We start from the raw sequence: 14,902 nt of genomic DNA, 5'->3' as shown, positions 1-14,902 counted from the left end.
CGTCAGCCCCGCGGGGGGGGGGGGGGGCCCCCCCGCCCCCCCCCCCCCCCGCGCCCCTCGAAACACCCGTGAACACAAATGTGAAAAACTGTTGACGGCCTCTGAAAAGCCCCTATAATGAGCGGCTCAGCAACACACCGGGCGGTTAGCTCAGCGGTAGAGCATTGCCTTCACACGGCAAGGGTCACAGGTTCGATCCCTGTACCGCCCACCATGTTGCAGAACGAAAGAAGCCTCCAGCAATGGAGGCTTTTTTGTTGGCTGTGATGTGGCGCAGTCGCATTGCCTCAATCAAGATCCCCCAGCAACTCGCGAGCGATCATCGCCGTGCCATCCAGCAGGTCGTGGCCGCTGCCGGCCTGCACCACCACCGCCAGCAGCTGGCGGCCCACCTCGGCATTGCCGCCGCGCAGTTCCATCTCTCCCTCGAAGCACAGATCGCCCAGCCATTCGTGCGCCTGCGGCAAACCGCGCTTGCGGGCACGGCGGAATTCCGCAAGCAGCTTCGCCTGGCCCGCTTCGTGTTCGCCATCGGCAAGCAGGCCGATGGCACCACCGTGCGCGGCGCGCCAGATGGCCGGCAGCGGCCGGCCTTTTTCATCCAGCACGTCCAGTGCGAACTGCGCGCAGTACATCTCGTAGCGCTTGCCCGCCGTGCTGGCAGGCACGATGCCTGCCTCGGCCAGCAGGCGTTCGGCTTCATCCAGCTGATTGAACTTCAACCGCAGCAGGGCAGGGCGGCTCAACTGCTGTGACAGCGCCTGCTGATTGGCGGCAAACCACACGTTCCAGCCGATGTTTGCGCGGCCTTCCAGCGCGGCCTTGAAGTACTCCAGGTGTTCGGCGTCCATTGCGGGTTCCTGCGATTCCCTGCGCGATTGTAGCCAAGACGCTCAGGGCGTTCCGCTTTCCAGGCAATGGGTGGCCTCGCACACCAGCTGCCGCGCGGCCACGATCAGGCCATCAGTGTGGAAGCTGCCCATCTGTTCGTCCGGGCCGCCTTCGACACGCGCGCGCTCGGCGGCCTGCAGAATGTCGAGCAGCGCGGCGAGTCCGGCCAGCGAACGGCTGAGTGAGGCGTGCTCGTTGGACCCCAACCTGCGCGGGCTGCAGGGCTGTCCGTTTGCACCGTCGGCTCGCCGAATGGCGTCCAGACAGGCGAAGAACGTGGGGGCCTGCAGGGGCAGATTCCGTTCGTCCAACGCGCACTCGATCTCGCGTGCGATGTCGTCGGGAACCTGGTTGGCGATGTCGGCAATCAACGCGTACAGGCGTGGAAGCGATGCGGCTCGGTTGGTCATGGCAAAACCCTCACTGGCGTAAGGCCACCTTCGGAATGAAGGTGGCGGACGGTGCGGGTTGGCGTACCAAGGCAAACAAACTTCAAGGGAGAAGAAGGCCTGGTGGATCTGTCGATCCCCACGCACCGCCCGCCATTGAAGGCAGTAGGTCCATTCTCTCAGCTGCGGATGATTTCGCAGCCCTTGAAGCTTGTTCGTTTATTCGAGACGCCAATCCCGACCAAGGCGTGCTGCCTTGGCGGGGCGATCATCGATCCGCGCAAACACGGAAGTCAGTGAGGAAAGTTGTAACAACGTCCGCCATGACGGTGTTCCACCATCCATGGCCCGATCCCCCGCCTTATCTGAACCGAGCAGTGCCGCTACACAACCCCAGTGGGAGCCAATCACGTCACCCGGCGCAGCCCGCGCGAGCGTGCCATGGATGAAAGCAGACGTTCCATCCATGCGCTGTGCGGCCGACCGCAGCGGGCGTAGTCTCGCCCCACGGTTGTCCCCCTGGCTCTGGAGTTCCACCATGCCGCTCGCCCGTATCGATCTTCGCAAAGGTAAATCCGCCGATTATCTGCAGCGCGTGGGGGAGGCCATCTACCAGGCCCTGCGTGCGGTGGGCGTGCCGGAAAACGATCGCTTCCAGGTCTTCCAGGAACACGAGGCGGGCACCCTCGTCTTCGACCCCGGCTACCTGGGCGTGGCCCGCACCGATGACTTCATCTGCGTGCAGATCACCTGGAGCGAGGGGCGCACGCAGGAGCAGAAAAAGGCGTTGTACCTCGGTATTGCCAATGGCCTGCATGAGGCGGTGGGCATCCGCCGCGAGGACGTATTCATCAATCTGGTGGAAGTGAAGCCGGAGAATTGGTCGTTCGGGAATGGGATCGCGCAGTACGTGAGTTGATGGCCGACGAGTAAGGGCATCCACGCATGGCGTGGATCTACTGTCATCCGTGGCTGGCCCCTGCGTCACCGTGTCGCAGGGGCAAAACCCTGAACGTGGTCCAGGGTTGGCCGCCGCGCCGTAGAATGGCGGGGTGCGTCGCCCCCGATTCCACCGCCGGTTCCAGACCCTGGCATGGCTTGCCATGCTGCTGGTGCTGCTTGCCCCGCTGGTGAGCCGCTGGATGGCCCATGGGCCGGCGCCGGCTGCCGCGCCGGTGATGGCGGGCATGGATCATGGCGCGATGGACCACAGCGCGCACGCCGAACACGCGCAGCACGCGATGGAAGGTCACCACGACCACCACGCGATGGCGATGGCGCACGACGAGACCGCCGCCAAACCGGCGGTCGATCCACACGCCGAGCACGAAATGGGCGTGGACTGCGAGTACTGCCTGATCGCGGCGCGTCTGATCACGCTGCTGGTGGCGGCGTTTCTGCTGCTGGTGCCTCTGGCGCCGGTGTGCAGGGCATTGGCGGGATCTGTCAGGGCGCTGCCCTCGCGGCTGCGCGGAACACTGGGTGCGCGTGGGCCACCGATGGCGTTCGCTGGCTGAGCCGCGCACGCGAAAGGCCGCCGGGCATGGCCCGGCGCTACCGATTTTCTTGAAGCTGCTGGGCATCGCCCGGCGTTAGCGCGTGCGCTTTTCTTTTCTGCTGCCCTGTCTGATGGGGCGGCATTGCATGCCGTGGAAACATGAAAACCAACCCGAACGTCGTTGCCCTGCGCTGGGCGACGCTGCCGGCGCTGTGCGCCTGCGCCCTGTACACCGCACCGGCCCATGCCGATGCGGCAGATCCCACCACCTTGGACACCGTGCGCGTGGTCGATACCCGCCATGGCGAACTGTCGGCCGTGCCCAGCGCGGGCTCGGCGCTCGGCCTGAGCGTGCTGCAGACTCCGGCCGCGCTCACCGTCATCGACCGCGAGCAGCTGGAACAGCGTGGCGACAGCAACCTCAACGATGCGATCAGCCGCGCGGGTGCGATCAGCGCGATGCCGCATCCCGGCAATGGCCTCAGCGCGTTGTCCAGCCGCGGCTTCACCGATGGCGCGTCGGTGATGCGCCTGTACGACGGCCTGCGCCAGTACGGCGGGGTAGGCGTCACCTTCCCGTTCGATACCTGGTCCATCGAGCGCATCGAAGTGCTGCGCGGCCCGGCATCGGTCATCCATGGCGACGGTGCCATTGGCGGGGTCATCAACATCGTGCCGAAGAAGCCGACGCGCGGTGCCGTCGAGAACGAGATCAGCGTGACCGTGGGCAGCGAGGACACCGCGCGCCTGGGCTTCGGCAGTGGTGGCGCGCTGACGCCTGAGCTGGCCTACCGTGTGGACGTGAGCGGCAACTACAGCGGTGGCTGGGTGGACCGTGGCCGCAACAACGATGCGACGTTCTCCGGCGCGCTGCTGTGGCAGCCGCGCACGGACCTGCAGCTGACCCTGACCCATGCGCAGGGCTACCAGCAGCCGATGCGCTACTTCGGCACGCCGCTGGTGGATGGCCGCCAGCTGGATGCACTGCGCCACCGCAACTACAACGTGGCCGACAGCGAGATCCGCTTCCGCGACCGCTGGACCCAGCTGGATGCGCTGTGGACGCCGAGCGCTAACGTGGAATGGCGCACGCGCGTCTACCAGATCGACAGCCAGCGTGACTGGCGCAATGCCGAGGCCTACGTCTACAACGATGCCACGGGGCTGATCGATCGCTCGGACAATACGCAGATCACCCACAACCAAGACCAGACCGGGCTGACCTCGACGCTGCGCGTGCAGGGGCAGGTGGGCGGGCTGGCCAACAGCTTCGCGGTGGGCCTGGATGCCAACCGCGCGCACTTCAAGCACACCAACAACACCTACGCCGGCAGTTCCGGGCCGGTCGATCCGTTCCATCCGGTGCCGGGGCAGTTCGCCAGCGATGCCCCCAACCTGCCGCGCTACCGCAACAGTGCCGAGCAGTACGCCCTGTTTGCCGAAGACCACCTGACGCTGAGCGAGCGCTGGTCGGTGCTGGCTGGGCTGCGCCATGACCGCGCGACCATCGACCGCACCGATCTGATCAGTGGCGCGGCAGCATTCTCCAAGACCTACAGCAGCACCGGTTGGCGTGCGGGCACGGTGTTCGCGCTGCGGCCGACGCTGAGCCTGTACGCGCAGTACTCGCAGGCGGCGGACCCGGTCAGTGGCCTGCTGATGATCAGCCCGGCCAACGGTGCGTTCGATCTGGCCAAGGGGCGGCAGTTCGAAGTGGGCATGAAGCAGGCGTTCGACGGCGGCGAGTGGACGCTGGCGGCGTACCGCATCCGCAAGACCGGCCTGCTCAGCCGTGATCCGCTGCAGCCCGATCGCCGCGTGCAGGTGGGCGCGCAGACCTCGCGCGGCATCGAGGCCTCGTTGAACTGGGCGTTCGCACCGCAGTGGTCGCTGGATGCGAATGCCACGGTGTTGAAGGCCGAATTCGAGGACTTCCTGGAAACCACCGGCTCGCCGGCGGTGGTGGTCTCGCGCGATGGCAACGTGCCGCCGAACGTGGCCGAGCGGATGGCGAACGTGTGGCTGAGCTGGCAGTTCCTGCCGGACTGGACCGTGGCCGGCGGCGCGCGCTATGTGGGCAAGCGTTACGCGGACAACGCCAATACGCTCGAACTTCCCGGCTACAGCACCACCGATCTGGCGCTGACCTGGCAGGCGGCGCCGCGCACACGGGTGACTGCACGCCTGTTCAACGTGTTCGACAAGGCGTACTACGCAACGGCGTACTACACCAGCACGCAGTGGCTGCTGGGCGCGGACCGCCGCGTCGAGTTCACCCTCGACCATCGCTTCTGAGGGCGCTGGCCATGTCGCTGCGTTCCACCGCCAAGCGTTGGACCTACCTGCTGCATCGCTGGTTGGGTATTGGTGGCTGCCTGCTGATGCTGCTGTGGTTCGTCAGCGGCATGGTGATGCTGTTCATCGGTTACCCGAAGTTGACCCCAGGTGAGCGGCTGGCCGCGTTGCCGGTGCTTGATGGAACGCGCGCGCTGCAGGGGCTGTCGATCCTGCCCGACGCTGTGCAGGCCGAACCGGAACGCGTGGCGTTGACCACGCTGCGCGGTGAGCCGGCCTATGTGGTGCGCAGCGGTGCGAACGTGGGTGCGTGGTCGGCCGGCAGTGGCCACGCGCTGCTGCCGGTGTCCGCACAACGTGCCGAACTTGCGGCGGCGGCGTTTGCCGGTGGCCCGGCCTTCCTGGGCGCCGTGCGCGTGGACGAGGATCGCTGGACGCATTCGCGCGGATTGGATGCACACCGGCCGCTGTACAAGGTGGAGGTGGGCGGCCGACAGCCGGGCAGCGTGTACGTTTCCTCGCATACCGGTGAAGTGGTGCTGGATGCGCCGTACCACCAGCAGCGCTGGAACTACGTGGGCGCGTGGCTGCACTGGTTGTACTTCCTGCGCATGCAGTCGGTGGACCCGGTGTGGACGTGGGTGGTGATCGTGTTGTCCGGGCTGTGCACGGTGGCGGCCATCAGCGGCATCGTGGTGGGCGTGTGGCGTTGGCGTTTCCGTGGCCGGTACCGCTCCGGTGCGAAAACGCCCTACGTGGAGCCGTGGATGCGCTGGCACCACCTGGTGGGCCTGGTGGCCTCGGCTTTCGTGTTCACCTGGATCTTCAGCGGGCTGATGTCGATGAACCCGCTGCAGGTGTTCAGCAGCCCGGCGGATGCGACGAATGCCGAGCGATATCGCGGTGCGGCGGTGGCGCTGGATGATGCGCTGGCCCAGCCGCAGGCGTTGCTGGCCGCGGCGGCGCAGGCGGGGTTTGCGCCGGTGGAGATCCAGTGGCGGCGCATCGATGGCCAGCTGTTTGCGGTGCTGCTGGACGGGCAGGGCGGTACGCGCATCGTCTCGCGCGTGGATGGGCAGCTGCAGCTTGCAAAACAGTTGCCGGTGGCGTGGCTGCAGCAGCGCGCACCGGCGTTGGGCACGGCACCGCTGCGTGCATTCACGCTCCTGCACACGCCCGATGCCTGGTTCTATCCACGCGCGCCCGAGGCGATGAACGGTGCAGCGGTGCGGCGCTTCCCGGTGGCGGTGGCCGACTTCGGCGATGAACACGCCACGCGGGTGTACATCGATCTGGCCACCGGCGATCCGCTGCTGACCCTGGGCCATCGCGAACGCGTCGGCCGCTGGCTGTTCTACTTCCTGCACAGCTGGGACCTGCCGGGCATGCTGCGGCAGGAGAACACACGGCTGGGCGTGCTGTTGCTGCTGAGCGTGGCGGGTACCGGCCTGTGTGCGACCGCTGTCGTGATCGGCATGCGGCGGCTGCGGATGAAATTCGGCCGGCCGCGCCAGCGAAGGGGATGACGGCGCCCGGTCTCGCGTGGTGATACGCCCGTGCGTGATGATCGTTGCCACAGTCATTGTCATCCGCCTTCGCTATGATGGGTCGATCTGAAGTGGGTACGCATATGGAAGTACGACTCACGCGCGAGCAGGTACTCGCGCTTGCGCCGGATGCGGCGTCGGCCAAGGCCGGCGGCGGCCTGGCCATCGATGGCAAATGGGGCCTGCTGGGTGCCGATGACGAGGCGCTGTGGGGCGAATGCCAGGGCAGTGGTTCCAAGCCCTACCAGACCCAGGTGGACCTGGCGGCGCTGGTCAGCCGGTGTTCCTGCCCCAGCCGCAAATTTCCCTGCAAGCACGGGCTGGCCCTGCTGCTGTTGTATGCCGCCGGCAACCCGCGCTGCGTGCCACAGGCGCGACCGGCGTGGGTGGACGAATGGCTGAACGGACGCCGCGACCGCGCCGCGCGAAAGGAGGCTGCCGTGGAGGCGGCCGCCGTTGCGCCGCCTCCGGATCCGCAGGCGCAGGCCGCGGCCACCGCCAAGCGCGAGCAGGTGCGCTGGGGCCGCATCGAAGCCGGTGCAGCCGAGCTGCAGCGCTGGATTGCCGATCAGTTCCGCCAGGGCCTGGCCAACCTGCCCGCCGATTTCCACGCGCAGGGCCAGACCATGGTCGCGCGCATGGTTGATGCGCAGGCGCCGGGGCTGGCCAGCCAGCTGGAGGCTGCGCTGGGCGAGGGCACACCGGGCCTGGCCGGCCTGGGCGAACTGGGCGCGCGGCTGGGGCTGCTGCAGCTGCTGACCCAGGCCGTGGCCCACCGTGCGCAGTACGAACCGGCGCGACTGGCCGACCTGCGCGCCGCGCTGGGCTGGCCGGTGGACCGCGAGGCGGTGCAGCGCGATGGCGAGGCGGTGCACGACCGCTGGCACGTGCAGGGGCAATGGCTGGTGGAACAGCCGGGCAACCTGGTCGAGCGCCGCGTCTGGCTGCATGGGCTGGACAGCGGGCGCAGTGCGCTGGTGCAGGATTTCAGCCACGGCGGCCGCGGCTGGCAGGAACAATGGCGCACTGGCAGCGTGCATGCAGCGCGGCTGCATTTCCATGCCGGCAGTGTGCCGCTGCGCGCGGTGGTGACCGAATTCGAAGCGCCCCGCGCTGAAGCCACCACGCCCCGCACCGATACCTTCGACGCGGCCTCGCAGGCCTACGCGCGCAACCCCTGGTTGCCGCAGGTGCCGATGCGCCTGCAGGACGTCCACATCGCCCATGACGGCACGCAGTGCTGGCTGCAGCATGCCGAAGGCGCACTGCCGCTGCAGCTGCCGGGCCTGCAGGCGTGGGCGTTGATGGCGTTTGCCGGTGGCCATCCGGTGTGCGTGATGGGTGAGTGGGACGGCCAGGTGCTGTTGCCGCTGTCGGCATGGAATGCGCGCGACGAGCGCTGGGAAAGGAGTGCGGCATGAACCAGGCCTGGTTGAAGCCGGCGTTGCTGGGCATTGACCGCCCGCAGGTGATTGCCGTGGGTGGCGCGCTGGATACGCTGCTGCAGGCGGTGGCCGATGCGGACGAACCGGCATTGGCCTACAGCCGCCAGGTGGGCGTGCTGGCCGCCTGCGAGCGCGCCGCCGTGCGCACGGCCGCAGCGGTGAGCGTGCCGCCGCCAGTGGCGGATGACCCGCTGCAGCTGGCGGCCGACCACCCGTGGGTCGCGTTGCTGGCTACGGTGTTCCAGCCCGGCCAGTTCTCGCCCTGGGGCAAGCGGCTGCGGCTGCAGGCCTGCGCGCAGCTGGCCGCACACGGCCGGCACCTGCCGGTGGCGGTGCTGCCGCAGGCGCTGGAGGCAGGTGCGCGCCTGGCCGTGCTGCGCGAGGCGCTGCGTGCGGTGCTGGGGGTGCGCGGCTACTGGCTGGCCGCCTGCAATCCCGAGTGGCGCTATGCCTCCGCACCGCTGGAGGCGCAGGCCACCGCGGAGGAGGTCGAGCAAGTGTGGAACGAGGGCAGCAGCGAGGCACGCCTGGCCGTGTTCCAGCAGCAGCGCCTGGAGGATGCAGCGGCGGCGCGTACGCGGTTGCAGGACAGCCTGAAGGAATTGCCCGCACGCGAGCGTGCTGCGTTCGTGGCTGCCCTGCAGCCAGGCCTGGGTGCGGACGATGTGCCGCTGCTGCAGGCCTTGTTGAAGGACCGCAGCCGCGAGGTGCGCGCGCTGGCCGGGCCGATGCTGGCGCGCCTGCCGGACTCGGCGCACGCGGCTTACCTGCAGGCACAGATGGCGGCGCTGCTGCAGCAATCCCGCAGCGGCCTGCTGCGCCGCCTGGCGTGGACGCTGGAAGCGCCGGCCACGCTCGACCCGGGCTGGGCCGACGCGGCGATCGACGGCAAGCGGCCCAACGGCGAAGTGCTGGGCGAGCGGGCCTGGTGGCTGTACCAGCTGGCGCGCCAGCTGCCGCTGGCCTGGTGGTGCCGCACGCTGGAAAAGCCGGCCGCCGAGGTGGTGGCCTGGGCGCGCGAGGGCGACTGGTACCAGGCGTTGCTGCGCGCGTGGCTGGAGCGCGTGGATGCCAGCGAACCGGAGTGGGTGGAAGCGCTGCTCGCGCTGAAGGAAACCCATGCGCGCAAGAGCGAACTGCTGGCGTTGCTGCCTGCGGCGCAGCGCGAGCGGTACTGGCCGGCCAAGCTGCAGGACCTGATCGCACAGGGCCTGCTCGATGATGTGCTGGACAGCACCGGCGCGGCGCAGTCGCTGAGCGCGGCCTATTCGCAGGCGCTGGCCCCCAGCGTGGGCGCACTGTTCGGCGATGAACGCCTGCGCTACGACTACCTGCTGCGCGACCGCCTGCTGGAACTGCTGGCGGTGCTGCATCCATCCACGCTGGCCGGCGTGCAGATCGCCGAGCCGCCGGCCACGGCCACCGACGCGATGCTGCACTGCGCGCAACAGGCGCGTGCGCTGCTGGCCCTGCGCCAGGCCCTGTATTCCCCCTTCTGATCGAACCCCTTACACACGGAGCCACCATGACCACTGCCGTCCTGCGCCAGCACGCCGAACACCAATACGCCGAGGAACTGGAGGAGCTGCGCCGCCAGGACAACCGCCAGCGCCCGGCCAACTGGACGATGTCGCCGTGGGCGGTCGTCACCTACCTGGTGGGTGGCACGCTGGACAACGGCTTCGTGGTCAGCCCCAAGTACATCGGTGACCGCCGCCTGATGGAAATCGCCGTGGCCACCATCGCCACCGACCGCGCGCTGCTGCTGTTCGGGGTGCCGGGCACGGCCAAATCCTGGGTGTCCGAGCACATGACCGCGGCCATCAGCGGTGATTCGACCCTGCTGGTGCAGGGCACCGCCGGCACCAGCGAAGAGCAGATCCGCTACGGCTGGAACTATGCGCAGCTGCTGGCCAACGGCCCCAGCGAAAAGGCGCTGGTGCCCAGCCCGATGATGAACGCGATGCGCCTGGGCAAGATCGCCCGCATCGAGGAACTCACCCGCATTCCTGCCGACGTGCAGGATGCGCTGATCACCGTGCTTTCGGAAAAGACCCTGCCGGTGCCCGAGCTGGGCAGCGAAGTGCAGGCCGTGCGCGGTTTCAGCGTGATTGCCACGGCCAACAACCGCGACAAGGGCGTCAACGAGCTGTCGAGCGCACTCAAGCGCCGCTTCAACACGGTCATCCTGCCGGTGCCGTCCAGCGAGGAAGACGAAGTGGCCATCGTGCTCAAGCGCGTGGGCGAACTGGGTACGGCGCTGGACCTGCCGGCCGAGCCGCCGGCGCTGCAGGAAGTGGCGCGCGTGGTGCGCATCTTCCGCGAGCTGCGCAACGGCGTCACCGAGGATGGCAAGTCAAAGCTGAAGAGCCCGACCGCTACGCTGTCCACCGCCGAGGCCATCTCGGTCATCAACAACGGCATGGCGCTGGCCGGCCACTTCGGCGATGGCGTGCTGCGCCCGGCGGACATGGCCGCCGGCATGATCGGCGCCATCGTCAAGGACCCGGTGCAGGACGCGCTGGTGTGGAAGGAATACCTGGAGACGGTGGTGAAGGAACGCAGTGAGTGGAAGGATCTGTACCGCGCCTTCCGCGAACACGCCTGAGCAGGCCCGCGCCGATGAGTGAAGGGATTTCCCTGTTCGGCATCCGCCACCACGGCCCGGGCTGCGCGCGCAGCCTGCTGGCCGCGCTGGATGCGTTGCAGCCGGACTGCGTGCTGATCGAGGGTCCGGCCGGTACCGAGGATCTGTTGCCGCACGTGCTGGATGCGGCCATGCAGCCCCCGGTGGCCCTGCTGTCCTACAGCGTGGACGACCCGCAGCTGGCGGTGTTCCATCCGTACGCGCTGTACTCGCCGGAGTGGCAGGCCCTGCAATGGGCCGCGCGCAATGCGGTCGAGGTGCGCTTCATGGATGTGCCGCCGGCATTGTCGCTGGAGTGGCTGGAGCAGGCGCGGCAGGCGCCGCCGCCGCAGGACGAGGAGGCCGAGGATGCCGAGGATGCCGAGGCAGACGATGCCGCTGAGGGCGCCGCTGAGGAGGCCGCCGAGGAGCGCCCGGCCGATCCGCTGGACTGGCTGGCACGGGTCGCCGGCCACGCCGATGGCGAAGCCTGGTGGAACCACATGGTGGAGGAACGCGGCGATGGCCAGGGATTGTTCGAGGCGATTGCCGAAGCGATGACCGCGCTGCGCGAACACACCCCGGATTATCCCGGCCGCCGCGGCGAGCAGGAAGCGATGCGCGAGGCGCACATGCGCGCGGCACTGCGCGCGGCAGGCAAGAACTTCAGCCGCGTGGCCGTGGTCTGCGGCGCGTGGCACGTGCCGGCGCTGCAGCCGGCGGCGCTGCGTGCCAACAGCGCGGCCGCCGACAACCGCCTGCTGAAGGGCCAGGGCCGGCGCAAAACGCAGAGCACGTGGGTGCCGTGGACCTACCGCCACCTGAGCGCAGGCAGCGGCTACGGCGCTGGTGTCGATGCGCCGGGCTGGTACGACCACCTGTGGCGCAATGCCGGGGTGCATGGCCAGCGTGCGGTGGGCTGGTATGCACGGGTGGGCCGCCTGCTGCGCGAGCACGGGCTGGACTGCTCGTCCGCGCACCTGATCGAAGCGACACGCCTGGCCGATACCCTGGCGGCCCTGCGCGGGCGCCCGGCGCCTGGCCTCGAGGAGATCGGCGAGGCCAGCCGCAGCATCATCTGCAATGGCGACGATGCGCCGATGCAGTTGATCCGCGAGCAGCTGCTGATCGGCAATGCGCTGGGCCAGGTGCCTGACGGCGTGCCGGTGGTGCCGCTGCAGCGTGACCTGGAAGCGCAGCAGAAGCGCCTGCGGCTGAAGCCCGAGGCACTGGAAAAGACCCTCGACCTGGACCTGCGCAAGGACAACGACCTGGCCCGCAGCCATCTGCTGCACCGCCTGCGCCTGCTGGGCATCGAATGGGGCCGGTTGGCGCGTACCGGGCACGCTGCACGCGGCACCTTCCACGAGTTCTGGCAGCTGGCCTGGCAGCCGCATTTCCTGGTGGCGCTGGTGGAAGCCAGCCGCCATGGCCAGACGCTGGTGGATGCGGCGTCGAACCTGGCGATCAGCCAGGCACGCGCGGCGGCTGACCTGCCGGCGTTGTCCGAACTGGTCGACCAGGTACTGCTGGCCGATCTGCCGCAGGCCGTGCAGGCCATTGCGGCCGAACTGGAAGCGCGCGCGGCCACCGATGCCGATCCGCTGGCCCTGCTTGGCGCGCTGCCGCCGCTGGCCAACATCCATCGCTATGGCAACGTGCGGCAGACCGAGGGCGTGCAGGTCGCGCACCTGTTTGACAGCATGCTGGAACGCGCGGTGATCGGCCTGTCGCTGGCGCTGACCGGCCTGGATGAAGCACGCGCGGAAGCGGCGCGCGAGGTCGTGCTGGCTGCGGAGCGGGCGATCAGCCTGCGCGACGATGCCGACGGCCGCGATGCGTGGCGGCAGGCGCTGCGCCGGGTCGCGCTGTCGCAGGCCAGCACGGCACTGCTGCGTGGTGTCAGCCTGCGCCTGCTGTTCGATACCGGCGCGCTGGACGCCGGCACCGTGCATACCCAGTTGCAGCAGCAGCTCTCGCCGGGCGCCGAGCCGCTGCAGGCCGCGCAGTGGCTGGATGGCTTCCTCAACCGCAACGCCACCGTGCTGCTGCATGACGATGCGGTGTGGCAGATGATCGATGACTGGGTGGTGAGCCTGGATGAAACCCAGCTGGTGCGCGTGCTGCCGTTGGTGCGGCGCACCTTTGCTGCGTTCGAGGCGGCTGACCGCCGCGACCTGGGCACCCGGGTCGCGCGGGCCACTGTGACGAAGGCGGTGGCCAGCGAGGCCCCGGACTGGAACCTGGCACGCGCCGAGCGCGCGCTGCCGATGCTGCGCGAACTGTTGGGGATTGCCGGATGAGCACGCCAGACGACCTGTCCAATGACACAGCGGGCCTGCTGCCCACCACGCGCGAACAGCGCTGGCGACTGATCCTTGGCCAGCAGGCCGATGGCAGCTGCGGCGCACTGCCCAAGCCCTTGCAGGGCATCGACCAGGCGCTGTCCGCGCTGTACGAACCGGAGGGCCAGGGCGGCCTCAACCGGCGTGGCGGGCGCGGTGGATCGGCGCCGAACGTGGCGCGCTGGCTGGGCGACATCCGCCGCTACTTCCCCTCCACGGTGGTGCAGGTGATGCAGCGCGATGCCCTGCAGCGGCTCAACCTGACCCAGATGCTGCTGGAGAAGGAAATGCTCGAGCAGGTGCAGCCGGACGTGCACCTGGTGGCCAACCTGATCGGCCTGAGCCAGGTCATCCCGGCGGAGACCAAGGACACCGCGCGCATGGTCGTGCGCGCAGTGGTGGACGACCTGCTGCGGCGGCTGGAAGAGCCGATGCGTTCGGCGGTGACCGGTGCACTGGACCGTGCCCGCCGCAACCGCCGGCCGCGCCTGGCCGAGATCGATTGGCACCGCACCATCCGCAGCAACCTGCGGCACTGGCAGCCGGAACTGCGCACGGTGGTGCCACAGGAACTGGTGGGCTATGGGCGCAAGGCGCGCAAGCCGCAGCGCGAGGTGCTGCTGTGCATCGACCAGAGCGGCTCGATGGCGGCCTCGGTGGTGTATTCAAGCATCTTCGGTGCGGTGATGGCCTCGCTGCCGGCAGTGTCCACCCGGCTGGTGGTGTTCGACACCGAAGTGGTGGACATGAGCGAGCAGCTGGATGACCCGGTCGATCTGCTGTTTGGCGTGCAGCTGGGTGGCGGCACCGACATCCATCGTGCGGTGAGCTACTGCCAGGGGCTGATCCGCGAACCACATGGCGCGATCCTCGTGCTGATTTCCGATCTTTACGAAGGCGGAGTGGAGGACAAGCTGCTGGCGCGCGCGCACGAGCTGGTGGAGTCGGGCGTGCAGTTCATCGTGCTGCTGGCGCTGAGCGATGAAGGTACGCCGTCCTACGACCAGCAGCTGGCAGGCAAGCTGGCCGCGTTGGGCGTACCCTCGTTCGCCTGCACGCCCGATGCATTCCCCGGCCTGATGGCCGCAGCCATCCGGCGCGATGACATCAACCAGTGGGCCGGTGCCAACGGCCTGCTGGCGACCCGCGGCCGCTGACGCGGCGCAATGACCGAACCCGATTGGATTCCACTGCATGCCCCCCGCTGTCCATCACCGCCTGCGTATTGCCGGCGATCAGTACACCGGCCAGAAAGTGGTCGACCAGCATTTCCACGAATGTGATTTTTCCGGTGCGGACCTCACTGCCACCGAATTCGTGAACTGCAGCTTCTACGATGCCGAAAGCCGCACCGGTTGCCGTTTCAATGGCGCCACGCTGAAGGAAGCCAGCTTCCGCGGCTGCGACATCAGCATGTGCCACTTCAACTTCATCAAGGCCCTGGGCCTGGAAATCAGCGAGTGCCGTGCGCAGGGCGCAGATTTCAGCAACGCCAGCTTCATGAACCAGATCACCACGCGCACCTGGTTCTGCAGCGCCTTCATCAAGAAGTCGAACCTGCGCTACGCCAACTTCTCGAGGGTGACGCTGGAAAAGTGCGAGCTGTGGGAGAACCGTTGGGATGGCGCCAACCTCAGTGGCGCCAGTTTCGCCGGCTCGGATCTGTCGGCCGGGCAGTTCGAGGGCATCGACTGGAGCAGTGCCAACTTCACCGATTGCGACCTGACCGGTTCGGAACTGGGCGACCTGGACCTGCGCGTGGTCAACCTGCGCGGGGCGCGGCTGGATGTGCAGCAGGTGGCATTGCTGATGCAGCGTATCGGCATCACCGTGGTGCCGTAATGCCGTGGCGCGATCGCCGTAGAG

The 14,902-nt window shown here is 68.3% G+C and carries 12 protein-coding genes and 1 tRNA gene; 11 read left to right on the top strand and 2 right to left on the bottom strand.

The window, feature by feature from the left end; translation table 11 throughout:
- Nucleotides 1-139: 139 nt before the first annotated feature.
- A tRNA-Val gene (locus IAE41_RS12240) sits at nucleotides 140-214 on the top strand.
- Between the two features lie 73 nt (nucleotides 215-287).
- Here IAE41_RS12240 and IAE41_RS12235 read toward each other — a convergent pair.
- Complete coding sequence (locus IAE41_RS12235; protein WP_200733299.1) at nucleotides 288-851, bottom strand: hypothetical protein; 564 nt, start codon at nucleotides 849-851, stop codon at nucleotides 288-290.
- Between the two features lie 42 nt (nucleotides 852-893).
- On the bottom strand, nucleotides 894-1,301 hold the full coding sequence (locus tag IAE41_RS12230; RefSeq protein WP_200733298.1) for a hypothetical protein: 408 nt from the start codon (nucleotides 1,299-1,301) through the stop codon (nucleotides 894-896).
- A 517-nt stretch (nucleotides 1,302-1,818) separates the two neighbouring features.
- On the opposite strand from IAE41_RS12230, the gene IAE41_RS12225 reads away from it, so the two are divergent.
- The 10 genes from IAE41_RS12225 (at nucleotide 1,819) to smqnr (ending at nucleotide 14,878) form a co-directional block, all read left to right on the top strand.
- Nucleotides 1,819-2,199, top strand: coding sequence for a tautomerase family protein (locus IAE41_RS12225; RefSeq protein WP_079220852.1), 381 nt, complete (start codon nucleotides 1,819-1,821; stop codon nucleotides 2,197-2,199).
- Nucleotides 2,200-2,383: 184 nt separating this feature from the next.
- Nucleotides 2,384-2,797, top strand: coding sequence for a DUF2946 family protein (locus IAE41_RS12220; protein WP_200733301.1), 414 nt, complete (start codon nucleotides 2,384-2,386; stop codon nucleotides 2,795-2,797).
- Nucleotides 2,798-2,937: 140 nt separating this feature from the next.
- Nucleotides 2,938-5,073 carry a TonB-dependent receptor gene (locus IAE41_RS12215; RefSeq protein WP_200733297.1) on the top strand — a complete coding sequence of 712 codons (2,136 nt, stop codon included), beginning with the start codon at nucleotides 2,938-2,940 and terminating at the stop codon, nucleotides 5,071-5,073.
- An 11-nt stretch (nucleotides 5,074-5,084) separates the two neighbouring features.
- Nucleotides 5,085-6,599, top strand: coding sequence for a PepSY domain-containing protein (locus tag IAE41_RS12210; RefSeq protein WP_200733296.1), 1,515 nt, complete (start codon nucleotides 5,085-5,087; stop codon nucleotides 6,597-6,599).
- A gap of 104 nt (nucleotides 6,600-6,703) precedes the next feature.
- Nucleotides 6,704-8,041 (top strand): SWIM zinc finger family protein, encoded by a 1,338-nt coding sequence (locus IAE41_RS12205; RefSeq protein ID WP_200733295.1) that lies wholly within the window; start codon nucleotides 6,704-6,706, stop codon nucleotides 8,039-8,041.
- Complete coding sequence (locus tag IAE41_RS12200; RefSeq protein WP_200733294.1) at nucleotides 8,038-9,564, top strand: DUF5691 domain-containing protein; 1,527 nt, start codon at nucleotides 8,038-8,040, stop codon at nucleotides 9,562-9,564. Before IAE41_RS12205 ends, IAE41_RS12200 begins: the two co-directional genes overlap by 4 nt.
- A gap of 26 nt (nucleotides 9,565-9,590) precedes the next feature.
- Complete coding sequence (locus IAE41_RS12195) at nucleotides 9,591-10,673, top strand: AAA family ATPase (protein ID WP_049405058.1); 1,083 nt, start codon at nucleotides 9,591-9,593, stop codon at nucleotides 10,671-10,673.
- Nucleotides 10,674-10,687: 14 nt separating this feature from the next.
- The gene (locus IAE41_RS12190) at nucleotides 10,688-12,994 is read left to right on the top strand and encodes a DUF5682 family protein (protein WP_200733293.1); all 2,307 of its coding nucleotides are present in this window, start codon (nucleotides 10,688-10,690) and stop codon (nucleotides 12,992-12,994) included.
- Nucleotides 12,991-14,193 carry a VWA domain-containing protein gene (locus IAE41_RS12185; RefSeq protein WP_200733292.1) on the top strand — a complete coding sequence of 401 codons (1,203 nt, stop codon included), beginning with the start codon at nucleotides 12,991-12,993 and terminating at the stop codon, nucleotides 14,191-14,193. Before IAE41_RS12190 ends, IAE41_RS12185 begins: the two co-directional genes overlap by 4 nt.
- A gap of 37 nt (nucleotides 14,194-14,230) precedes the next feature.
- Entirely contained in the window at nucleotides 14,231-14,878 is a 648-nt protein-coding gene (gene smqnr, locus IAE41_RS12180) for a SmQnr family pentapeptide repeat protein (protein WP_200733291.1), read from the top strand.
- The last annotated feature ends 24 nt before the right edge of the window (nucleotides 14,879-14,902 follow it).

The organism is Stenotrophomonas sp. S39 (genome assembly GCF_016624665.1).
Classification (GTDB): Bacteria; Pseudomonadota; Gammaproteobacteria; order Xanthomonadales; family Xanthomonadaceae; genus Stenotrophomonas.
This window is presented reverse-complemented; position numbering and strand designations above follow the sequence as displayed.